Here is a 21,507-nt window from a genome sequence, read left to right as displayed (position 1 = left end):
ATCAATGAAGGGCGATCGTGTGGAGATAGTCGTGGACGCGGGTGACACGACGAGGACGTACGAGATGGTGGCTTCCAGGGCCGGTCGGAGGGTGGAGACCGCGGTCCGCCGAGGTGTGGTGGAAGTGAGTGAAGTCACCCGAAGTGGATCAGTTGTCCGTACCGCCCGCTTCATGGCGAACAGGGTGCTCGCCCTCGTCGAGCAGCCCGTCCCCCGCGAGGACGCGTCGGAGCGCGCCGTCCCGGAGCGGGGAGCCTGACGGCCCCGGCGGCACCTTCGGCGCACCTGCGGCGGCGCACCCCTCCAGGCCGGGAGGGGTGCGCCGCGGCATGTCCGGGCCCGCCCGGTTGCCCGGCCCCGCCGCCACGTCGCCTGTCCGGTCCCCGGGACACCCTTGACACCCGGACGGCGCGCCCGCATCCTGTCGCCGGAAAACGCAACGCCGTTGCGATTTCCGCACCGACAGGTGCCGCCGACACACCGGGCGGCACGGGAACCACCCGCACGAAGGAGGCCGGCCCATGGCGGACCACGGCGACGGCACCACCCCGGCCACACCCCAGGCACCGGGCGTCCTGCAGACCGTGGACCGCGCCCTCGCCGTCCTCCTCACCTTCACCGAGCAGCGCCCCGAGTGGGGTGTCAGCGAACTCGCCCGCCACCACGGCTGGGACAAGGCGGTGGTCCAGCGACTGCTCACCACCCTGACCGCGCGGGCCTTCCTGATCTGCGACGACGTCAGCCGTCGCTACCGCCCCGGCCCGGCCCTCTCCCGGCTCGCCCGGGTCGGCGAGCACAGCGGGGTCATGCCCTCGCTCGCCCGGCCGATACTCGCCCGGCTGCTCCGTGAGACGGGCGAGAGCATCGTGCTCAACGTCCCGCACGGTTCCAGCTACCGCTGCGCGGCGGCCGTCGACGGCACCGGCCCCGTCCGGTACACCGCCATCATCGGCGCGGTCATGCCCGGCCACGCGGGAGCGTCCGGCCACACCATCTTCGCGTACCACCCCGAACGCGAGATCCGGCAGATGTTCGACCCCGCGGGGCTGGCCCGCTTCAACGACCGGACCATCACGGACCTGGACGCCCTGCTCACCTGCTACGCGCAGGTCCGCGCCGAGGGCCACTGCGTCAGCTACGGCGAGTACGACGAGGCCGTCACCGCGGTCTCGGCCCCGGTCCTCCAGGGCGGAGCCGTCGCGGCCTCCCTCACCGTGATCGGGCCCTCCCACCGCGTGGACAGAGCCGTCGACACCCTCGTACCGCTGGTACGCGCCGGAGCCGCGGAGATCACCGCGGCGCTCGGCGGCTGAACCCTCCCAACCGCACACCGCTCGATCCCGCGGCACTCCCGTGCCGATGGTGCGCCCCGCCCTGCCCGCGCACCGGGAGACAGCGCTCCCCAGTCCCGCTCACCGAAGGGGGTGCCCCGTGGCGCACCAAGCCTCCGCCCCGCACCACCACGTACCACCGCCGTCCGGCTCCCACGCCGAGGAGACGGGGTCCCACCCGCGCGTCCTCGAGCCCGTGCTGCTGGTCATCCTGGTGGTGCTCGCCGCGGTCGGCGCCGTGATCGGCATCGACCTGGTGTCCAAGCTGGGCATCTCCGCCAACACCTCCGTCGTCGGCGCCCTCGTGGCCATGCTCATCGGCCGCATCCCGCTCGGCTTCCTGCGCCGCATGAAGTCCGTGCACCGGCAGAACCTCGCCCAGAGCGCCATCTCCGCGGCGACCTTCGCCTCGGCCAACGCTCTGCTCACCTCCGTGGCCATCCCGTACGTCTTCGGGCGCCAGGACCTGGTCTGGCCGATGCTCGCCGGGTCCTTCATCGGCCTCATCGTGGACGCCTGGGTGCTCTACCGCGCGTTCGGCTCCCGGCTGCTGCCCGCCGACGCCGCCTGGCCTCCGGGCACCGCGGCCGCCGAGACCATCAAGGCCGGCGACCGGGGAGGCCGTCGCGCGCTGATCCTGGCGGGCGGGACCGTCGTCGGACTGGCCGGAACGCTCCTCAGCCTGCCGCTCTCCGCCGCCGGCGTGGCCTTCCTCGGCAACGTCTGGGCGCTGATGATGTTCGGCATCGGCCTCATGCTGCGCCAGTACAGCCCCGACTTCTTCGGCACCGACCTCGGCGCCGGGTTCATCCCGCACGGCGTCATGGTCGGTGCGGGGATCGTCGCCCTCGGGCAGGCCGTGCACCTGCTGGTCGGCCGACGCGCCCGCAAGAAGGACGCCGAGGCCGCGCGTGCCGAGGAGTCGGCCGCGACCCTCGCCGTCACCGACCCGACCGTCGAGTACACCGTCGACGAGCGGGCCCTGCGCCTCGCCCTGGTCCGCGGCTACGCGCTCTTCACCGCCGGCGCCGTCGTACTCGCCGTCCTCGGTGGCCTCCTCGGCGACATGAGCCCCCTGGGCATCGTCGGCTGGGTCCTGTTCGCGGCCTTCGCCGCGCTCGTCCACGAGCTGATCGTCGGGCTCGCGGCGATGCAGTCCGGATGGTTCCCGTCCTTCGCGGTCACCCTGATCTTCCTGATCCTGGGCCTCGCCATGGGCATCCCCTCCGTGCCGCTCGCCCTCCTGATCGGCTATGTGTCCGCCACCGGCCCGGCCTTCGCCGACATGGGCTACGACCTCAAGGCGGGCTGGCTGCTGCGCAGGGACCACCGGCCCTGGAACCCGTACGAGCGCGAGGGGCGCCGCCAGCAGTTCCTGGCCGCCCTCATCGGCTTCGGTGTCGCCCTGGTCGTCGTCGCCGTCGCCTGGCGCTCCTACTTCGGACAGGGCCTCATCCCGCCCGTCGCCAAGGTGTACGCCGACACCATCAAGAGCGGGCTCAGCGACCCCGACGCGGTACGCACCATGCTGCTCTGGGCGATCCCGGGCGCGGCCGTACAGCTGATCGGCGGCACCCGGCGCCAGATGGGCGTCATGCTCGCCACCGGCCTCCTCATCCTCACCCCGCAGGCGTGCTGGCTGGTCCTCGGAGCCCTGGCCGTCCGCGTCGTCTACCGCAAGCTGCGCGGCCCCGCCGCGGACGAGGAGCTGAACCTGATCGGCGCCGGCGTGATCGCGGGCAGCTCGCTCGGCGACTCCGCCCAGATTCTCAAGGCCTGACCCAGAGGCCCCCAAGCCACCACCCGCACCACTCGCACCACCCGCAAGGCAAGGAGAACCCATCGTGGACATGTACAGCAGGCTCGAACCGCGTTCCGAGTACCTCAGCTTCGAGCTGGCCCTGGCCGCCCGCAAGCTCGTCGAGGAGGTCATGCTCGTCAAGCGGGGCGAGCACGTCGTCCTCACGGGTGACACGAGCAGCGACCGGCGGGTGCTCGAAGCCACCGCGCAGGCCGTCGCAGCGGCCGGCGCCCACCCCGTCATCGTCTGGTACGAGACGCTGCCCGGCGCCTCCATGGAACCGCCCCGCCCCGTCGCCGGAGCGATTGCGGACGCCGACGTCTGGATCGAGTTCGCCGTCTCGTACCTGATGCACTCCGACGCCTTCCGCGCCGCGATGGCCAACGGCTGCCGCTACACCAACCTCACGGCGATGGACGTCCAGATGCTCGTCGCCACCGTCGGCCGTCCCGACTTCCAGGGCGTCATCCGCCTGGGCAAGGCCCTGGTCGCGCTCCTGGAGGCCGCGGACGAGGTGCGCATCACCTCCGCCAACGGCACCGACCTCGTCGGCCGCAACGGCGACCGCCCGATCAACCTGCGCGGCAAGCCCGCCGAGAACCCGGGCGAGACGGTCATGCTGTCCGGCCAGATCTCCTGGAACCCGCTGGAGGAGACCCAGGACGGCGTCCTCGTCTTCGACGGCGCCCTGTGGCCGCCGGACGAGATCGGCCTGCTGCGCTCCCCGGTCCGCTGCACCGTCGAGAAGGGTGTCGTCACCAAGATCGAGGGCGGCGCCGACGCGGACACCTTCCGCCGCTGGATGGAGTCCTTCGACGACCCGAACATGTTCCGCGTGGCCCACTGGTCGCTCGGCTTCAACCCGGGAGTCCTCGCCCCGACCGGCCGCATCGTCGAGGACGAGCGCGTCTTCGGCTGCGTGGAGCTCGGCATCGGCACCAAGGGCGCCTGGATCGGCGGCGAGCCGTGGGTCGCCGCCGCCCACACCGACGGCAGCGTGCTCGGCCCGTCCATCTACCTGGACGGGGTCGCCATCGAGGAGAACGGGCGCTACGTGCACCCCGAGCTCGTCGAGATCTGCCGGGACCTGGGCGTCGCCGGCTACTGAGTCCGGTCCGTGGCGGGCAGGCCCGAAGGCCTGCCCGCCACTGAGGGCTGTCCCGCGATCCCCGGCCGCGCGTCCGCCGGGGATCGCGGGACAGCCCTCAGCCCGCCCGCTCACCGGCCCGCCGTCCCCGAGGACCGGCCCGCCGCCACGCCCCTCCCCGCGACAAGGAGCGAACATGCCCACGCCCCAGCCCGTCTCCTACCGCCACGGCGGCCTGGTCTGCACCGACCACACCATCGACGTCCCGCTCGACCACGGTGCTCCCGGCTCCCCGGCCATCAGCCTGTTCGCCCGCGAAGTCGTGGCCGAGGGATGGGAACACGAGGACCTGCCCAGGCTGCTCTGGCTGCAAGGAGGCCCCGGCGGCCGGGCGGAACGGCCGAACGCCTCCGGCGCCTGGCTCCGCCGCGCACTCGCGGACCACCGCGTCGTCCTCATGGACCAGCGCGGCACCGGACGGTCCACCCCCGCCGACCGGCGCACCCTCGCCCGGTTCGGCACGGACCACGAGGCCGCGGCCGCCCACCTCGGTCACTTCCGCGCCGACTCGATCGTCCGGGACGCGGAACTGCTGCGCCGGTACTTCCAGGGCGAGCGGCCGTGGAGCGTACTCGGGCAGAGCTTCGGCGGCTTCGCCACGCTCACCTATCTCAGCCTCGCCCCCGAAGGCCTGTCACAGGCCTACATCACCGGCGGACTGCCGACGCTCACCGGCCACGCCGACGACGTCTACCGGGCCGCCTACGCCCGCACACTCGCCCACAACGAGCGCTACTTCGCCCGCTACCCGGCCGACCAGGAGATCGCCGACGCCGTCGCCGCCCACCTGGAGGCGCACGACGTACGGATGCCGACCGGTGAGAGGCTCACCGTGCGCCGCTTCCAGACGCTCGGCATCACGTTCGGCACCTCGGCGAAGTTCGACTCGCTCCACTACCTCCTGGAGACGGCCTTCACCGACGGCGGGACGGGCCCGGAGCTGACGGACACCTTCCTGCGCGGCGTGGACGCCGCCGTCTCCTTCGCCGAACGCCCGCTCTACGCCGCCCTCCACGAACCCATCTACGCCCAGGGGGACCGCGCCACCGCCTGGTCGGCGCACCGGGTACGGCAGGAGTTCCCCGCCTTCGAAGCGGGGAACGGCGGGCCGCTCCGCTTCACCGGAGAGATGGTCTACCCCTGGCAGTTCGAGGAGGATCCCTCACTCGTCCCGCTGCGGGGCGCCGCCGACGTCCTCGCCGCACGCACGGACTGGAGCGCGCTCTACGACCTCGACAGGCTGGCCGCCAACGAGGTACCGGTGGTCGCCGCCGTCTACCAGGACGACATGTACGTCGACCGTGAGCACTCCCTCGCCACCGCCGACGCCGTCCGCGGGCTTCGCACCTGGGTGAGTGCCGACCACGCCCACGACGGCGTCCGGGCCGACGCGGCGGTCTTCGACCGGCTGCTCGCCATGGCGGACGGGAAGCGCTGAGCCGTCGCCCGCGAAGGTCCGCCCTCGCCCGCACCTCGCCGGCGGGGGCGTCCTCTTCCCCGAACCGACCCGCCCCTTCCGACGGGAACCGCGGGGATCCCCTAGGTGCCGGGGCCTCTGATTCCGTCCCGTCTCCACCCAGGGGAGTACGCGGCGCCGCGCCGGCTCATCCTCCGGGAGGCCCGCCATTCGGTACGCGGGCATGACGCTGCGCGCCTCCGCTCTCCCTAGTCTTGGAGTCAGCGGCGGGTGGTGAACTCGTCCCCCGAGGCCATACGCCCGCCGCTCCGGAACAGGTCAGGAGAGGAAGCATGGCGGACACGGCTGCGCGGCCCATGAGCCGTACGGGAGGGCGCAAGGCGTACACCTCCTTCGGCGTGCGCCCGTCCGGCACGCGCCACCCGCTGGTGGCGACAGCCATGGTGCTTCCCCTGGCGGCCCTGCTGGTCGTCGTTTTCGGCGGCTGGGACGCAGTGGTCACACAGGCGTCGTCCGTGGGCGTGATGATGGGGCGCTGAGCGGCGCCCCGGGTCCGGAAGAGCGGTCCGGACCGGGACATCCGGCCAACAGCCCCGTGGGGACGGGGGTGCGGCGGACGGCAGCGTTTGTCCGGCCAGCTGGGGAGCTGGCCGGACATCGCGCTGTCAGGACCCTTTGCCGAAGCCGAAGCCGAAGCCGAAGCCGAAGCCGAAGCCGAAGCCGAAGCCTTTGCCGGAGCCGGACTCGTTGCCGACGCCGAAGGGCCGGCGCGTGACACGCGGCGGCCACGCCGCCGCACGTCAGCGGTGCCGCCGGCAGGAGTGCCGCAACCCGTGCCCGCGCCGTCCCCCGCGTACGATCGCCGCTGGGGCCGGTCACGGGGCCGTCCGATCACCGCTGCGGGAGCCGAGCCGATGACCACCGACGCCGTCGTCCGCGCGCTGGGCGAACTCGCGCACGGCAGCGCCCACCCGGCCGCCGAGGTCTGCGCGTGCGCGCCGCCCCAGGTGCTCGCCGACCGACCGGACGGCACCGTGGTCCGCAGCGGCACGGTGGTCGCCAAGGCCCATGCCCCGGACACCGGCACATCCGCCCTGAGGGCCCGGCTCTCCCTGGCCGCGTCCCCCGCGCTGCGGGGAGTCCTGCTGGCTCCGCTTCCCACATCGAGCGGCCCGTACCGTACGGTCCTGGACCGGCCGGTGACCCTCTGGCCCTACGGCGCACCCGTCGACCCCTCGGACCCCGACGCCGCTCCCTGGGAGGAGACGGCGGTCCTGCTGGCCCGCCTGCACCGCACCCCACCGCGTGGCCCGCTGCCACCGATGCGCGGACCGGTGAAGGTGGCCCGCGCCGTCGCGCGGATGCGTTCGGCGCGCCCCGGCGACCCCCGGCTCGCCCCGGTCACCGCGGCCTGGCGGGCGCTGCCCGGCTGGGCACGCGGGGAGGGCCCGGCGCCGGCGGACCGGGGAGGGTTCCTCTGTCACGGCGACCTCCATCTCGGACAGCTCGTGCGTCATCCGCAGCCGCACGGTGCCTGGCTGCTGATCGACATCGACGACGCCGGCACCGGAGACCCGGCGTGGGACCTCGCGCGCCCGGCCGCCTGGTACGCGGCGGGGATCCTCCCCGCGGAGATCTGGCTGCGCTTCCTGGACGCCTACCGGGCGGAAGGGGGACCGGCCGTGCGGGCCGAAGGGGATCCGTGGCCCGAGCTGGACATCCCCGCCCGCGCACTCACCGTGCAGACCGCTGCCATCGCCCTGGCCAAGTCGGCGGCGGAGGAGCGCAGTCCGGATGAGGTGGAACAGTTGATGATCGACGCATGTGTCCGTATTGCCTCCCTCCCGCCCGAGTTGGTGTCCGAAGGTGCGTCGTAGGGTGAAGCGATCGCCGCCGGGCATGCTTTCCGGCGACGTCGTCACGACCTGAGGAGCCGACCATGATCCAGTGCCCCAAGTGCCATGCCCAGATGCACACATACAACCGCAACGGTGTCCAGATCGAGCAGTGCAGCGGCTGCCGGGGGATATTCCTCGACTACGGCGAGCTGGAGTCCCTGACACGCCTGGAATCGCAGTGGGCGCAGCAGGCTCCGCCCCCGCCGCCGGCCCCGCAGGCATACCCCTCGGCACCGGCCCCCGCCTGGGGAGCGCCGCACCAGGGTGGTCACTACGGCGGACACCACCACCGGCAGAAGAGCTTCGGCCGGATGCTCTTCAGCTCCTGACCCGGCTTCCCGGGCGACGATGCCCACCGGCGGGTCCGGGCCGCGCGCCCGGGCCCGCCTGGACACCCGCCCTGGCCACTCGGGCCCGTCGAAGCGTCCTGGCCGCGCGCCCGGGCTCGCCCGCACGCGGACACCACCCCGGCGCCGCCATGAGCGCCGGTGCGTGAGCCGGTGCCGCGCCAAGCGGCGCGCCTGCCGTCGCGAGGCCCCGCCCGGCGCGCACTCCCGCCGCACCGGGCGCCGGCCCGGGCCTCCGGTCAGGCGCACGCGACCGGCGCTGCGCGCCCTCGCACCGGACGCCGTCCCCCGACGCCGAACCGGGCCCGGCGCGCTATCAGGGCCTGTGCGGGGGATCAAGATCGAGCAGGCCCTAGTCATGGCCATGACCTGTGCCTAGAGTGCGGCCCCATGAACTTCCTCGACAGGTCCCGAACTGTCGCGCCCCCGGGGTGGAGCCGCTGGCTCGTACCGCCCGCCGCGCTCGCCGTGCACCTTTCCATCGGACAGGCCTACGCCTGGAGTGTGTTCAAGCCCCCGCTCGAATCGGCCCTGGATCTCTCCGGCACCGCGAGCGCCCTCCCCTTCCAGCTGGGCATTGTCATGCTCGGCCTCTCGGCCGCGTTCGGCGGCACGCTCGTCGAACGCAACGGTCCCCGCTGGGCGATGTTCGTCTCGCTCGTCTGTTTCTCCTCCGGATTCCTCGTCGCCTCGCTCGGCGCCGCGACCGGCCAGTACTGGCTCGTGGTCCTCGGCTACGGCTTCATCGGAGGCATAGGCCTCGGCATCGGCTACATCTCACCGGTCTCCACGCTCATCAAGTGGTTCCCCGACCGCCCCGGCATGGCGACCGGAATCGCCATCATGGGCTTCGGCGGCGGCGCGCTCATCGCGTCCCCCTGGTCCACCGGGATGCTGGAGAGCTTCGGCACCGACCGGTCCGGCATCGCCGGCGCCTTCCTCGTCCACGGACTCGTCTACGCCGCCTTCATGACCCTCGGCGTCCTCCTGGTGAGGGTGCCGCCGGACGGCTGGCTCCCCGAGGGCTGGGTACCGAAGCAGGAGACCCGCAGGCTGGTCACCGACGCCCAGGTCTCCGCCCGCAACGCCCTGCGCACACCTCAGTTCTGGTGCCTCTGGGTCGTCCTCTGCATGAACGTCACCGCGGGCATCGGAATCCTGGAGAAGGCCGTACCCATGATCCAGGACTTCTTCGCGGACACCTCCACCCCCGTCTCGGTCTCCGCGGCGGCCGGCTTCGTCGCCCTGCTCTCCCTGGCCAACATGGGCGGCCGGCTCCTGTGGTCCTCGACCTCGGACCTGATCGGCCGCAAGAACATGTACCGGGTCTACCTCGGAGTCGGTGCGCTGATGTACGTGATCATCGCGCAGCTGGGGAACGACTCGAAGCCGCTCTTCATCTGCTGCGCGCTCGTCATCCTGTCCTTCTACGGCGGCGGGTTCGCGACCGCCCCCGCCTACCTGCGCGACCTCTTCGGCACGTACCAGGTCGGAGCCATCCACGGCCGGCTGCTGACCGCCTGGTCCACGGCGGGAGTCCTCGGTCCGCTGATCGTGAACCGGGTGGCGGACGCGGGGGAGCGCGCCGGACACAGCGGCCCCAGCCTCTACACGACCTCCCTGACGATCATGATCGGGCTGCTGGTCGTCGGCTTCGTCGCCAACGAATGCATCCGCCCGGTCCACGCCCGCTTCCACGAGACCCCGGAGGAGAGCCCCCGTGTCCACCAGCAGTCGTAAACCGCTCATGGTGTTCGTCTGGCTGTGGGTCGCCGTGCCCTTCGCCTACGGACTGTACGAGCTCGCCCGCAAGGCGACCCAGCTCTTCACCGGCTGAATCCGCCCCCGACGACGAAACCCCCGGTCGTGTGGACGACCGGGGGTTTCGACTGGTGCGCGATACTGGGATTGAACCAGTGACCTCTTCCGTGTCAGGGAAGCGCTCTCCCGCTGAGCTAATCGCGCAGGGTGAACCTGCGTGTACTGCGTGCGCGATACTGGGATTGAACCAGTGACCTCTTCCGTGTCAGGGAAGCGCTCTCCCGCTGAGCTAATCGCGCGGGGATCCTTGCGGATCGGTGGACGATACTGGGATTGAACCAGTGACCCCTTCCGTGTCAGGGAAGTGCTCTCCCGCTGAGCTAATCGTCCTTGGAGGTGGAGACGGGATTTGAACCCGTGTAGACGGCTTTGCAGGCCGTTGCCTCGCCTCTCGGCCACTCCACCAGGGGTGGGGGTTCGGGAAGATCCCCCACCTTCTGCGAGCGGACGACCAGGTTCGAACTGGCGACCTCAACCTTGGCAAGGTTGCGCTCTACCAACTGAGCTACGTCCGCTTGTCTTTCCCGGTCCGCTTGCGCGTCCCGGCGACGTGTTGAACTCTAGCGGATTCCCGGGCCAGCACAAAAACGCGTTTGCGCAGCGTGCTGCGTCACCGTTGCCCGCCGCAGGTCACCACGGGCCGTCCTAGACTCGGTCGCGTGCGCCACCTCACCCCCCTCGCCCGCTTCGGTGGCCTCGTCGCCACCGGTCTGCGGGACGTCACCAGCGACCCCGCAGCCCTTGAATCAGCAGGATTCTGGGCCGTCTGCGCCGATTTCGAAGGCGGCGGTCCGGTCTGCGCCCGCTTCGACTCCGTCAGGCGGGAAGAGGTCCCGCTCCCCGTGCCCGGGGCCTGGCGGGGGCCGGCCCCGGCGGACTGGACGTCCTCGCTCGACAAGGACGCCTACACGGCCGGTGTCCGGCGGATCCGTGAACACATCGCGGCCGGAGAGGTCTACCAGGCCAACCTCTGCCGCGTTCTCTCCGCGCCGCTGCCCGGCCCCGACGCGGACGTGGACGCCCTCACCGCCCTCCTCGCCCGCGGCAACCCGGCTCCGTACGCCGGCACCATCAGGCTGCCCGGCCACGGTGTGGAGATCGCCACCGCCTCGCCGGAACTCTTCCTCTCCCGCGACGGAGGCACCGTGGAGTCCGGACCGATCAAGGGCACCGGGCGCACCGAGGACGACCTCCTGGAGAAGGACCACGCGGAGAACGTCATGATCGTGGACCTCGTCCGCAACGACCTCGGCCGCGTGTGCGAGCCCGGGAGCGTGAGCGTCCCCGATCTCTGCGCCGTGGAGAAGCACCCCGGGCTCGTCCACCTCGTCTCCACCGTCCGGGGGCGGCTCGCCGCCGGCGAGGGATGGCCCGGGCTCCTCGACGCGGCCTTCCCGCCCGGTTCGGTGACCGGTGCGCCCAAGTCGAGTGCGATGACGATCATCGAAGCGCTGGAGACGGCTCCGCGCGGGCCCTACTGCGGGGCCGTCGGCTGGGTGGACGCCGATCGGGGCACCGCCGAACTGGCCGTCGGCATACGCACCTTCTGGATCGACCGCACCGGCCCCGTCCCCCTCCTGCGCTTCGGGACGGGCGCCGGGATCACCTGGGGGTCCGACCCCGAGCGTGAATGGGCGGAGACCGAGCTCAAGGCGTCACGGCTGCTCGCGGTAGCGTCGGGCGCACACGAGGAACGAGGAAGGACCGCGTCATGAGGATCTGGGTCAACGGCGCGCTGCGTGACGCGGACGACGCCCGGCTGTCGGTGCTGGACCACGGGATCACCGTGGGCGACGGCGTCTTCGAGACCGTCCGGGTCGCGGTGGGACGACCGTTCGCTCTCACCCGGCACCTCGACCGGCTGACGCGTTCGGCCAGGGGGCTCGGCCTGAGCGACCCCGACCACGACGAGGTCCGCCGCGCGGTCGCCGCCGTAGTCGAGGCCGAGCCCATGGAACTCGGCCGGCTGCGGATCACCTTCACCGCCGGCCTCTCCCCGCTCGGCTCGGACCGCGGCGACTCCGGGCCCAGCCTCGTCGTCGCTCTTGGAGAGACGACCCGTCGCCCCGACACCACCGCGGTGGTCACCGTGCCCTGGACGCGCAACGAGCGCGGCGCGGTGACCGGGCTCAAGACCACCTCCTACGCCGAGAACGTGGTCGCTCTGGCCCGCGCCCACGAGCAGGGCGCGTCCGAGGCGATCTTCCCCAACACGGTGGGCCGGCTCTGCGAAGGAACGGGCTCGAACATCTTCGTCGTGCTGGACGGCCGTATCCACACCCCTCCGGTGAGCTCGGGGTGTCTCGCGGGTATCACCCGGGCGCTGGCCGTCGAGTGGACCGGGGCCCAGGAGACGGATCTCCCGCTGGAGGTGCTGGAGCAGGCCGACGAGATCTTCCTGACGTCGACCCTGCGCGACATCCAGGCCGTGCACCGGGTCGACGGGAGGACGCTCGGAGACACTCCCGGCCCCGTAACGGCGAAGGCCATGCGGATCTTCGACGAGCGCTCGGGGGACGATCTCGACCCGTAGAAGCCGGGGCGGGCGGTCCGCGATCCCCGAAAGGGGATGACGGCCCCGCCCTCCAGGGGATACAAATCCCTGATGACCACCACGATCCGGCCGACCGGTCCGGTCCAGCAGAGCACCGACGGATCCCGCTCCCGCACGTACGACGTCTGCGACAACGGGCGGCCCGTGGGGTCGGTCGCCGTCTCCACCGACCCGGCCTTCGGCCCTTCCGCGGGAGTGCTGCGCTCACTCACCGTCGAGGAGGACCGCCGCAGGCGAGGCCGGGGCACCATCGCGGCGCTGGCGGCCGAGGAGGTCCTGCGCGGCTGGGGCTGCAACCGGGTCCGCCTGGTGGTCCCGGCGGACAACGCCGCCGCACGGTCGCTCGCCGCCGTCCTCGGCTACACCGAATACAGCCGGAACATGGTGAAGACCCTCCGCCGCACCGCGCCCGCGCTGCCGGAGGGGATCACCGGGCGCCCCATGACGGAGACGGAGTACGCCGAGTGGGCAGCCACCGCGGTCGAGTCGTACGCACGGAGCTGGGTGGAGCGCGGCGTCCCGGAGGAGCAGGCCCGGCACAAGTCGGAGACCGACCACGCCGCGAACCTCCCCGAGGGCCTGGACACCCCGGGCATGTACTTCCACGTCCTCGCCCGTGAGGGGGAGGTAGTGGGCCACGTATGGGTGGCACGGCGCCGGACACCCGACGGCGCCGACCTCGGCCATGTCTTCGACGTCGAGGTGCGCGAGGAGCACCGGGGGAGCGGTCACGGCCGCGCCCTGATGCACCTCGCGGAGGACATCACCCTCGACGCGGGCCTCGGCGTCCTCGGCCTGCACGTGTTCACCAGCAACACGCCGGCCCTCCGGCTGTACGAGTCGCTCGGCTACGAGGTCACGCAGTACAACCTCGCAAAAACGCTGTAGCCGCCGGAACCGTGCGGGACCCCCGATGGCTCCGGCGGGCGGTCCCGTCAGCCCAGCCCGGCGAGCAGGCGGTCCGCGATCTCCTCGATCCGCTCGCGAAGCCCTTCCTGGCTCTTCCCGCCGTCCAGTCGTTCCTCGCCGATCACGTACGTGGGAGTCCCGGTGACGCCGATGGCCTTGCCCTCCGCCTGGTCGGCGTCCACGATCAGCAGATGCCGGCCGTCGATGAGTGCCGTGTCGAACTCTTCGGCGTCCAGGCCCAGTTCGCCGGCCACTTCCAGCAGCACCGGCTCGCCGCCGCGAGCGAGGTCCGCGGTGCGGGCCAGCAGGGCCTCGGCGTAGGGCCACGCCCGGCCCTGTTCGGCGGCCTCCTCGGCGGCCTGTGCCGCGGCGTAGGCGTGCCGGTTCTTCTCCAGCGGGAAGTGGCGCAGCCGGATCTCCAGCCGGTCGCCGTAGCGTGCGCGCAGCGCGCGGACGTCGGTGAGGGCCTGGTGGCAGTCGGGGCACTGGAGGTCGCACCAGAGGTCGAGGACGACCGGCGCGGGGGAGGAGGAGTTGCTCATGGCGGTCAGTCTTCCAGGCGGGACCCGCTCGCCCCAATCGGGACCTGGGGAGGACCCGGGCCCTGAGATGTCCCTGATGTGCTCCCGTACCGTGGCCCCTTCCCGCGTGTCCGGTGCAGGATGGAAGGGACATCGTTCCGATCCCTGGAGGCTCCGATGCTTGCCGAGACCATCTGTTCCGCGGTGTCGGCGGCGGGGCTGGGGATCGCCGCGATCACCGCGTACCGCAAGCGGTTCCTCACGGCGACGCGGATCGCCGCCTACTCGCTCGTGCCGGTCGGCCTGGTGATGACCGGTGTCGTCGAGTGGGTCTCGGACATCGTCTTCAAGCCGAGCGTCTGGATCGGCTTCGGGCTGCTCGGGGCGGCCTGGCTGCTGTTCATGATCACGCGCACGGTCGAACGCCGCCGGGGAACCACCCGCAAGGAGCGGAAGGCCGCGACGGCGGCCGGACAGGGCGGCGCGGTCGCCCCGTCCGCCTCGTCCCCGTCGCTGACCACGGGCGCCGCGGACCCGCGGACCGGTGAGCGTACGGGGAAGAAGCCGCAGCAGGCGGCCGCGCCGGGCGACGACTTCAGTGACATCGAGGCGATCCTGAAGAAGCACGGGATCTGACGGGCTGAAGCGGCTCACGGCCGGAGAAGCACGGGGCCCGTCCGCCACTGGCATGAATCGATTCATGCAGTCAGGGGGGCGTGGTCCGCGAGTGGCTCGGTATATTCGGCGGCCTCATCACCTTCGTCTTGACGCTGCTGTGTTCGTCCGGTTAGCGTCCGACCCGATTGAATCATTTCAAAACGGATGGAACGGTGATCGATCCGGTCGTGGGGACCTCGACGCTACGGTCCCGTGTTCCGTCCGAGGGCCAGGACCCGGCGTCGACGCGCGGCGCCGCAGCATCAGTGGGGCAGGGCAAGTGGGGCGTGTGGCAGGCATCAAGGACGTGGCCCGCCGGGCCGGAGTCTCCGTGGGAACGGTCTCCAACGTGATCAACCGTCCCGAGGCGGTGCTGCCCGACACCCGGGCCCGCGTGCTGGCGGCGATCGACGAGCTCGGCTACGTACGCAGCGAGTCCGCCCGGCAGCTCAGGGCGGGCCGCAGCCGCATCATGGCGCTGCTCGTGCTCGACATGGGCAACCCCTTCTTCGTCGACATCGCCAGGGGCGCCGAGCGCGCGGCCCGGGAAGCCGGGCTGGGCGTGATGGTCTGCAACAGCGGCCAGAGCCAGGAGGAGGAGGCCGAGTACCTGGGACTCTTCGCCGAGCAGCGGGTCTGCGGCGTGCTGGTCACCCCGGCGGACGCCACCGGCGGAAACCTCGAGGCCTTCGCCCGCCACCGGATCCCCTACGTGCTGGTCGACCGGGTCGCCCCGTCCACCGACACCTGCGCGGTCTCGGTGGACGACGTACGCGGCGGGATGCTCGCGGTCGGCCATCTGGTCTCGGCCGGTCATCGCTCGGTCGCCTATGTGAGCGGCCCCGGTGATCTCCACCAGATCAGGGACCGGCGGGAGGGGGCCCACGCGGCCCTCGCCGAGGCGGGGCTCGGCCCCGAGGCGCTCGTCGAGATCCCCTCCGAACGCCTGGACGTGGCCGCGGGCCGTGACGCCGGTGCCAGGCTGCTCGGCCTGGTTCCCAGGCCGACGGCCGTCTTCTGCGCCAACGACCTGCTGGCGCTCGGTGTCCTGCAGTCCCTGTACGCGGCGGGGGTGCGCGTGCCGCAGGACGTCGCCATCGTCGGCTACGACGACATCGAGTTCGCCGCGGCTGCCGCCGTGCCGCTCACGTCGGTGCGTCAGCCCGCCGTGACCATGGGCAGGATGGCGGCCGAACTCCTGCTGGAGGAGGCGGACGACGAGAAGGGAAGCCACCGGCACCGGAGCGCGGTGCTCCAGCCGGAACTCGTCGTGCGTGCCTCCAGCGCCGCACCGCGCTGAGCCCCGGCCGCCGGGGCGGCCCGGCGGCGAACGTGTGCCGGGCGCTCGGACGCGGGAGCGATTCGGGCCCTCCGGTGTGGGTGAACCAGCCCTGCAAAAAGCTCAGTTGATCGCCCGCAGGGGCCTCGCTGCGTCATGATCGCTACGAGATGGTGGACACATCACGGGGCGAGGCCCCCGCATCCCCTGCCGAGGAGCCGCGTGGCTGCCTCTTCGCGCTGTCCCAGCCACCGCTGATGATCTTCTTGACGGTGGTCGGAAGCCTGTTGCTGATGGCGGCACTGCACGATCTCTTCCTGCTGTGACCGGCGTTCGCCGCCCGTCGGCCACCGGGCCCCCGGGCCGCCCGCCTCCACGGACCGGAGCGGTGCGCCGTCAGCGCGCGGCGTCCCGGCGCCTGGCCCGGTACGCGGCGACATGGAGCCGGTTCCCGCAGGTGCGGCTCGAGCAGTACCGGCGGGAGCGATTGCGTGACAGGTCGACGAAGGCGTCCCGGCAGTCCGGGGCCTCGCAGCGGCGAAGCCGTTCCTGTTCGCCCGCCACCACGATGAAGGCCAGCGCCATGCCGCAGTCCGCAGCCAGGTGGTCCGCGAGGGACGCGTCCGGTGCGAAGTAGTGGACGTGCCAGTCGTAACCGTCGTGGTCGGTGAGCTGGGGGGTGGTGCCGGCGTCGGCCACCAGGCTGTTGACGAGACCCGCCGCGGTACGGGCGTCCGGGGCCGCGAATATCTCGGCGAACCGGCTCCGGACGTCGTGCACGGCCCGTAGGTCCTTGTCGCCGAGGGCTCCGACACCGCTGATGTGATGGCGCTCGGCGAAGGCGTACAGCGCGGAGAGATCCGCCAGCCCGTCGCCTCCGGCGCTCTCCGGCGCGGTGTTCACCAGATCGACCACCGTTTCGAGGGCGATCCGGGTGTCGTGTGGGATCAGCACGCTTCGCTCCCTGGCCTCCGGCGGACGGGCTCCGCCGATGCGGGCAGACTCTACTGGCTCGCCGAGGGCGCTCAGGGCCGGGGCGCGGGCTCGCGAGGGGCCTCAGGGCCCTGTGGGGCGCCCGCCGCGCCCCGCGGTGGGGCTCCGACGCTCCACGGGCGCGTCAAGGGCGTCAGGGGGGTCTGCCGGGAACGGGACACCCCGGCGCCGCCGCCGCGGTGGGTTCCGCGGCGACGGCGCCGGTGCCTGCCCTATGAGGTTGTCCGCGCGACGCCGTCTCCCCGAGTCGGACGGCGTCCCGCAGCTCTCTGCCTGGCTCAGCTCTCGGCCAGGATGTGTGAGAGCTCCGTATCGAGGTCGAAGTGACGATGCTCGGTGCCGGGCGGGACCGCGGCGTCGGTCCTCTTCAGGAACGACTCCAGGGCCCGCGCCGGCGCTTCCAGCAGGGCTTCTCCCTCCGGGGAGCTCAGTGCGATGCAGACGACGCCTTGGCCGTGACTCCGGGATGGCCAGACGCGGACGTCTCCGGTGCCGGTGGGCCTGTGCAGCCCTTCGGCGAGGAGGTCACGGGCGAAAACCCATTCGACCGTCTCCTCCGCTCCGGTGTGGAAGGTGGCGTGCACGGCATAGGGATCGGCCGTGTCATACCGCAGGCCCGCGGGTACAGGCAGTGAGGACTCGCTCGACACAACGAGGCGCAGGTGCAGCTCGCAGCTGACCGTGGTGTTCATAAGCGCCAGGGCCTTTCGCTCAGTGTGCGCTCGGGGATTCGCACGTCGGCGAAATCGACATGCCACCTACGGTGGCGTTGTAAACCCCTCTGACCTATTTGTGATGCTTCAGGTCCCTCGTACAGCGGTGTGTAACTTTGGGTCATGCGTCCATTCCGGTGACGATCGCGACTCCGGTAGGTTGGGATGCATGAACGCGGAGAGTGACGAGCGGAAGGAGGTCGCCGTGACGGTGGCTTCCGGGTCCGCCGCGGGGGACGAGGGCAGGACGGAACGCGAGCTCGGTTCGCGGGCTCCGGGATTCATCCGGGGGTCGAGGGTCCTGCATCTGAGCTGGCAGGTCGGGATCTTCGTCGTCGGCCTCGCCGTGGTCGGGGCGGGCATCGTGATGCTTCCGCTCCCCGGCCCGGGGTGGCTGGTGATCTTCGGGGGCATGGCGATCTGGGCGACCGAGTTCGTCTGGGCGCAGCTCGTGCTGCGCTGGACCCGGCGCAAGGTCACCGAGGCGGCCCAGCGGGCGCTCGACCCCAAGGTCCGCCGGCGCAACATCATCCTCACCACGGTGGGCCTGGTGATCATCGCCGTGCTGGTGGGGATCTACGTCTGGAAGTTCGGCGTCGTGATGCCGTGGAAGATCGATCAGTGACCCGGCGGCGGTCCGGCGGCATGTGGTCCGGAGGCACCCCTGACATGGGGTAATGTATGCCGTGCGCCGGGGCGATTAGCTCAGTGGGAGAGCGCTTCGTTCACACCGAAGAGGTCACTGGTTCGAACCCAGTATCGCCCACCCCGGACCGATGGCCCGGAAGCTTCACAGAAGCTTCCGGGCCATCGGCGTTTCCGTCTCGTGACCGCCGCTCCGCCTGTTCGGCCCGTCGTCACACCGCCGAAATTTCGCCCTAACCGTTGACGTGCCCCGTGTGGCTCCCTACTTTGACCCAGCAAGCGCTTTCTAAAACGATTCAATGAGAACGGTGGGGGCGAGCTATGTCTCGGAACAACGGCATGGACAGGCGGCAGCTGCTGAAGCTGGCCGGGCTCTCGGCGGCCGGTCTCGGGCTGACCGCGGCGGGCTGCGGCTCCGGTGGCAGCGGCTCCGGAGGTCCGGTCACGATCCGGCACTCGTGGTGGGGCGCGGACGACCGGGCCAAGAAGGTCCAGCAGTGCGTCGACCTCTTCGAGAAGAAGCACCCGAAGATCAAGGTGAAGACGGACTTCCAGCAGTACGCCGACTTCTGGAAGAAGTTCAACACCCAGGCAGCCGGCGGCAACCCCCCGGACGTCATCCAGAACGCCGTGACCTTCCTGCGCAAGTACGAGGCGAAGAACGTCCTCCTCGACCTCAAGCCCCAGGCGGACAAGGGCAACCTCGACCTCAGCGGCTTCCGCGCCGGACTGGAGAAGTTCGCCGAGATCGACGGCAGGACCCTCGGTGTGCCGGTCGGCAGCAACTCCATGGCCCTGGTCATCGACGAGAAGGTCTGGGACAAGGCCGGTATCACCCCCGAGCTCGGCTGGACCTGGGACGACTGGTACGCCGGACTGCAGAAGATCCAGAAGGGCCAGGGCATCGCCGGCGACGCCGGGCCGCACGGGGTCATGTACCTGTACGACCTGATACTCCGGCAGAACGGCAAGGCCTTCTTCACCGAGGACGGCATGGGATTCGGCGAGGCCGAGCTGCTGCCCTACTGGACCGAGGCGCTCGCCCGGGTCAAGTCCGGCGTCTACGCCGACCAGAAGAAGGTCGAGCAGATCAAGCCGGCGTCGGCCACCGCCAAGGGCCTCTCCGCCGGCGAGTTCACCTGGGACAACTTCTCGGTCCGCTACAGCGCGGAGGGCAGGAGCAGCTACGGACTCGCCCCCATCCCCAGCACCGACGGCAAGAAGACCGGACAGTACCTGGGGTCGCTGATGCTCAGCGGCACGGCCCGTACCAAGCACCCCGCCGAGGTGGCGACCTTCATCAGCTTCATGACCCACGACCCCGAGGTCGGCCGGATCATGGGCTACGACCGCGGGGTGCCCGCCACCACCGCCCAGTTCGAGGCCTACGAGCCCACCGACGCCCCCAGCAAGGCCATCGGGGCGTACGAGACCGAGATCGCCGAGGCGGGCGTGCTGGAGACCATCACCCCGCACCCGGCGGGAGCCGATGTCATCGAGGCGGCGTTCCTGCGCATCGGTGGCGATCTGTCCCTGGGCAAGACCTCGCCGAAGGACGCCGTCAAGCAGTTCTTCTCCGAGGCGAAGACCGCCCTCGCCGCGAACTGAGAGGACCGTGGTGACTCACATCCAGACCTCCCCGGGTGCCCTCGCCACCGGGGACGACCGCTCCGTCACCAAGCGGAACGGTCCCGGAGGAAACGCGCCCCCCGCCGCCGGGAAGCGGCGGGACCGGCGGGAGAACCTCTCCGGCTATCTGTTCATGTCGCCCTGGATCGCGGGCTTCCTGTTCCTGATCGCCGGACCGATGGTCTTCTCGCTGTACCTGTCGTTCACCGAGTACAACCTGTTCGAGGCACCCCGCTGGATCGGCCTGCAGAACTTCACCGACATGTTCGCCGACCCCCGCTGGCGCCAGTCGGTCAAGGTCACCTCCTGGTACGTGCTGATCGGCACCCCGATCAAGCTCGCCGCGGCACTCGCCGTCGCCATGCTGCTCGCCCAGAAGCGGTGGGGGCAGTCCTTCTACCGGGCGGCCTTCTACGCACCCTCCCTGATCGGCGCGAGCGTCTCGGCCGCCATCGTCTGGCGCGCGCTCTTCTCGGACGACGCGCTGGTCGACCGCACCCAGAAGGTCTTCGGGATCGAGGTCGGCGGCTGGATCGGCGACCCCGGCATGATCATCTACGCGCTGATCGCCCTCACCGTCTGGCAGTTCGGCGCTCCGATGGTCATCTTCCTCGCGGGCCTGAAGCAGGTTCCGCGGGAGCTGTACGAGGCGGCCGAGGTGGACGGGGCCGGGGCCTGGCGCCGGTTCTTCCACATCACCCTGCCGATGATCTCTCCGGTGCTGTTCTTCAACGTCCTGCTGGAGACCATCCACTCGTTCCAGATCTTCGGCTCCGCCTACATCGTCTCCAACGGCAGCTGCGGCCCGGCGGACGCGACGCTCGTCTACACCTGTTACCTGTACGAACAAGGCTTCGTGAACAGCCGCATGGGCTTCGCGTCCGCCATGGGGTGGCTGCTGCTGCTCGCCGTGGGCCTGGTCACCGCCGTGCTGTTCTGGTCCCAGAAGCGCTGGGTGCACTACGAGGAGGGCGGCCGATGAGTCTCCTGACAACAGGCCTGCGGCGCCGCGGCGCCGGCGCGATCGCCTGGCACATCGGCGCGCTCGCCATCCTCGCGGTGGTCCTGTACCCGGTGGTGTGGACGATCGGGGCCTCCTTCAAGCCCAGTGCCGACATCATCGGGGCCCTGGACCTGTTCCCGGCCGATCCGATCGGGGACAACTACGCCCGGCTCACCGAGGGCATCGCCGACATCCCGATCTCGACGTTCTTCCTGAACTCGACCTACATAGCCGTGGGTTCGGTGATCGGCGTGGTGCTGTCCTGCTCGCTCACCGCCTACGCCTTCGCGAAGGTCCGCTTCGCCGGACGCAACATCATGTTCGCCATCATGATCGGCACCCTGCTGCTGCCGTACCACGTGCTCATCATTCCGCAGTACGTGCTGTTCCAGAAGCTGGAGCTGATCAACACCTTCACCCCGCTGCTCATCGGCAAGTACCTCGCCACAGACGCCTTCTTCGTCTTCCTGATGGTCCAGTTCATGCGCGGACTGCCGAAGGAACTCGACGAGGCCGCGAGGCTGGACGGCTGCGGGCACCTGCGGACCTACTGGTCCATCGTCATGCCGCTCTGCCGGCCCGCGCTCGTCACCAGCGCCATCTTCACCTTCATCAACGCCTGGAACGACTTCATGGGCCCGCTGCTCTACCTCAACGAGCCGGGCAAGTACACGGTCTCCATGGGGCTGAAGATGTTCATCGACCAGGACGCGGTGGCGGACTACGGCGGCATGATCGCCATGTCGCTGGTCGCCCTGCTCCCGGTGCTGGCCTTCTTCGTGGCCTTCCAGCGCTACCTGATCGACGGCATGGCCACCTCAGGGCTGAAGGGCTGACGCGCG

22 protein-coding genes and 6 tRNA genes are annotated in these 21,507 nt (G+C 71.0%); 20 read left to right on the top strand and 8 right to left on the bottom strand.

Annotated elements, in window-relative coordinates; translation table 11 throughout:
- Window positions 1-4: 4 nt before the first annotated feature.
- From ACGFNN_RS31580 to ACGFNN_RS31540, 9 genes are all read left to right on the top strand, one after another.
- A complete protein-coding gene (locus ACGFNN_RS31580; RefSeq protein WP_362554261.1) occupies window positions 5-259 on the top strand; it encodes a hypothetical protein in 255 nt (84 codons plus the stop codon).
- Between the two features lie 262 nt (window positions 260-521).
- Window positions 522-1,313: an IclR family transcriptional regulator gene (locus ACGFNN_RS31575; protein WP_393561058.1), complete on the top strand. Its 792-nt coding sequence runs from the start codon at window positions 522-524 to the stop codon at window positions 1,311-1,313.
- Window positions 1,314-1,527: 214 nt separating this feature from the next.
- Window positions 1,528-3,111, top strand: a complete 1,584-nt coding sequence (locus ACGFNN_RS31570) for an OPT/YSL family transporter (protein WP_393561102.1) — start codon at window positions 1,528-1,530, stop codon at window positions 3,109-3,111.
- A gap of 70 nt (window positions 3,112-3,181) precedes the next feature.
- Window positions 3,182-4,240, top strand: a complete 1,059-nt coding sequence (locus tag ACGFNN_RS31565; RefSeq protein WP_362554371.1) for a hypothetical protein — start codon at window positions 3,182-3,184, stop codon at window positions 4,238-4,240.
- A gap of 175 nt (window positions 4,241-4,415) precedes the next feature.
- Entirely contained in the window at window positions 4,416-5,717 is a 1,302-nt protein-coding gene (locus ACGFNN_RS31560; RefSeq protein WP_393561056.1) for an alpha/beta fold hydrolase, read from the top strand.
- 311 nt (window positions 5,718-6,028) lie between these two features.
- Entirely contained in the window at window positions 6,029-6,235 is a 207-nt protein-coding gene (locus tag ACGFNN_RS31555) for a hypothetical protein (RefSeq protein ID WP_362554252.1), read from the top strand.
- Window positions 6,236-6,610: 375 nt separating this feature from the next.
- A complete protein-coding gene (locus ACGFNN_RS31550; protein WP_393561054.1) occupies window positions 6,611-7,573 on the top strand; it encodes a phosphotransferase in 963 nt (320 codons plus the stop codon).
- A gap of 62 nt (window positions 7,574-7,635) precedes the next feature.
- On the top strand, window positions 7,636-7,923 hold the full coding sequence (locus tag ACGFNN_RS31545) for a zf-TFIIB domain-containing protein (protein WP_362554246.1): 288 nt from the start codon (window positions 7,636-7,638) through the stop codon (window positions 7,921-7,923).
- Between the two features lie 408 nt (window positions 7,924-8,331).
- A complete protein-coding gene (locus ACGFNN_RS31540) occupies window positions 8,332-9,681 on the top strand; it encodes an OFA family MFS transporter (protein ID WP_365091826.1) in 1,350 nt (449 codons plus the stop codon).
- Window positions 9,682-9,831: 150 nt separating this feature from the next.
- Here ACGFNN_RS31540 and ACGFNN_RS31535 read toward each other — a convergent pair.
- The 5 genes from ACGFNN_RS31535 to ACGFNN_RS31515 form a co-directional block, all read right to left on the bottom strand.
- Window positions 9,832-9,906: transfer RNA gene (locus tag ACGFNN_RS31535), tRNA-Val, on the bottom strand.
- Window positions 9,907-9,929: 23 nt separating this feature from the next.
- Window positions 9,930-10,001: transfer RNA gene (locus tag ACGFNN_RS31530), tRNA-Val, on the bottom strand.
- A 19-nt stretch (window positions 10,002-10,020) separates the two neighbouring features.
- Window positions 10,021-10,092: transfer RNA gene (locus tag ACGFNN_RS31525), tRNA-Val, on the bottom strand.
- Window position 10,093: 1 nt separating this feature from the next.
- Window positions 10,094-10,167 (bottom strand) — tRNA-Cys (locus ACGFNN_RS31520).
- A 37-nt stretch (window positions 10,168-10,204) separates the two neighbouring features.
- Window positions 10,205-10,277: transfer RNA gene (locus ACGFNN_RS31515), tRNA-Gly, on the bottom strand.
- Window positions 10,278-10,421: 144 nt separating this feature from the next.
- Between ACGFNN_RS31515 and ACGFNN_RS31510 the strand changes: the two genes are divergently transcribed.
- From ACGFNN_RS31510 to ACGFNN_RS31500, 3 genes are all read left to right on the top strand, one after another.
- Window positions 10,422-11,477, top strand: a complete 1,056-nt coding sequence (locus ACGFNN_RS31510) for a chorismate-binding protein (RefSeq protein WP_393561052.1) — start codon at window positions 10,422-10,424, stop codon at window positions 11,475-11,477.
- Window positions 11,474-12,295: an aminotransferase class IV gene (locus tag ACGFNN_RS31505; RefSeq protein WP_393561050.1), complete on the top strand. Its 822-nt coding sequence runs from the start codon at window positions 11,474-11,476 to the stop codon at window positions 12,293-12,295. The genes ACGFNN_RS31510 and ACGFNN_RS31505 overlap by 4 nt, the downstream gene beginning before the upstream one ends.
- A gap of 72 nt (window positions 12,296-12,367) precedes the next feature.
- A complete protein-coding gene (locus ACGFNN_RS31500; protein WP_393561048.1) occupies window positions 12,368-13,204 on the top strand; it encodes a GNAT family N-acetyltransferase in 837 nt (278 codons plus the stop codon).
- 47 nt (window positions 13,205-13,251) lie between these two features.
- Here ACGFNN_RS31500 and ACGFNN_RS31495 read toward each other — a convergent pair whose 3' ends face one another.
- Window positions 13,252-13,767: a DsbA family protein gene (locus ACGFNN_RS31495; protein WP_393561046.1), complete on the bottom strand. Its 516-nt coding sequence runs from the start codon at window positions 13,765-13,767 to the stop codon at window positions 13,252-13,254.
- Window positions 13,768-13,923: 156 nt separating this feature from the next.
- Between ACGFNN_RS31495 and ACGFNN_RS31490 the strand changes: the two genes are divergently transcribed.
- The 3 genes from ACGFNN_RS31490 to ACGFNN_RS31480 all read left to right on the top strand — a co-directional run bounded on the left by ACGFNN_RS31490 (window position 13,924) and on the right by ACGFNN_RS31480 (window position 16,008).
- On the top strand, window positions 13,924-14,382 hold the full coding sequence (locus ACGFNN_RS31490) for a hypothetical protein (RefSeq protein ID WP_393561044.1): 459 nt from the start codon (window positions 13,924-13,926) through the stop codon (window positions 14,380-14,382).
- 301 nt (window positions 14,383-14,683) lie between these two features.
- Window positions 14,684-15,703: a LacI family DNA-binding transcriptional regulator gene (locus ACGFNN_RS31485; protein WP_393561042.1), complete on the top strand. Its 1,020-nt coding sequence runs from the start codon at window positions 14,684-14,686 to the stop codon at window positions 15,701-15,703.
- A 149-nt stretch (window positions 15,704-15,852) separates the two neighbouring features.
- On the top strand, window positions 15,853-16,008 hold the full coding sequence (locus ACGFNN_RS31480; RefSeq protein WP_362554222.1) for a hypothetical protein: 156 nt from the start codon (window positions 15,853-15,855) through the stop codon (window positions 16,006-16,008).
- A gap of 70 nt (window positions 16,009-16,078) precedes the next feature.
- On the opposite strand, the gene ACGFNN_RS31475 is transcribed toward ACGFNN_RS31480, so the two are convergent.
- Together ACGFNN_RS31475 and ACGFNN_RS31470 are read right to left on the bottom strand one after the other, a co-directional pair.
- Window positions 16,079-16,636: a CGNR zinc finger domain-containing protein gene (locus ACGFNN_RS31475; RefSeq protein WP_362554219.1), complete on the bottom strand. Its 558-nt coding sequence runs from the start codon at window positions 16,634-16,636 to the stop codon at window positions 16,079-16,081.
- A 317-nt stretch (window positions 16,637-16,953) separates the two neighbouring features.
- Window positions 16,954-17,367 carry an SsgA family sporulation/cell division regulator gene (locus ACGFNN_RS31470; RefSeq protein WP_003959770.1) on the bottom strand — a complete coding sequence of 138 codons (414 nt, stop codon included), beginning with the start codon at window positions 17,365-17,367 and terminating at the stop codon, window positions 16,954-16,956.
- Between the two features lie 190 nt (window positions 17,368-17,557).
- Here ACGFNN_RS31470 and ACGFNN_RS31465 point away from each other — a divergent pair, with 190 nt between their 5' ends.
- From ACGFNN_RS31465 to ACGFNN_RS31445, 5 genes are all read left to right on the top strand, one after another.
- Window positions 17,558-18,013 (top strand): TIGR02611 family protein, encoded by a 456-nt coding sequence (locus ACGFNN_RS31465; protein WP_393561039.1) that lies wholly within the window; start codon window positions 17,558-17,560, stop codon window positions 18,011-18,013.
- A gap of 69 nt (window positions 18,014-18,082) precedes the next feature.
- Window positions 18,083-18,154, top strand: a tRNA-Val gene (locus ACGFNN_RS31460).
- Window positions 18,155-18,354: 200 nt separating this feature from the next.
- Entirely contained in the window at window positions 18,355-19,641 is a 1,287-nt protein-coding gene (locus tag ACGFNN_RS31455; RefSeq protein ID WP_393561037.1) for an ABC transporter substrate-binding protein, read from the top strand.
- Window positions 19,642-19,651: 10 nt separating this feature from the next.
- The gene (locus tag ACGFNN_RS31450) at window positions 19,652-20,644 is read left to right on the top strand and encodes a sugar ABC transporter permease (protein WP_362554059.1); all 993 of its coding nucleotides are present in this window, start codon (window positions 19,652-19,654) and stop codon (window positions 20,642-20,644) included.
- Entirely contained in the window at window positions 20,641-21,501 is an 861-nt protein-coding gene (locus ACGFNN_RS31445) for a carbohydrate ABC transporter permease (RefSeq protein WP_393561035.1), read from the top strand. Before ACGFNN_RS31450 ends, ACGFNN_RS31445 begins: the two co-directional genes overlap by 4 nt.
- Window positions 21,502-21,507: the final 6 nt, after the last annotated feature.

The organism is Streptomyces sp. NPDC048590 (assembly GCF_043199535.1).
GTDB lineage: Bacteria > Actinomycetota > Actinomycetes > Streptomycetales > Streptomycetaceae > Streptomyces.
The sequence above is the reverse complement of the archived record's forward strand: the minus strand, read 5'-3'. Positions and strand labels throughout refer to the sequence as shown.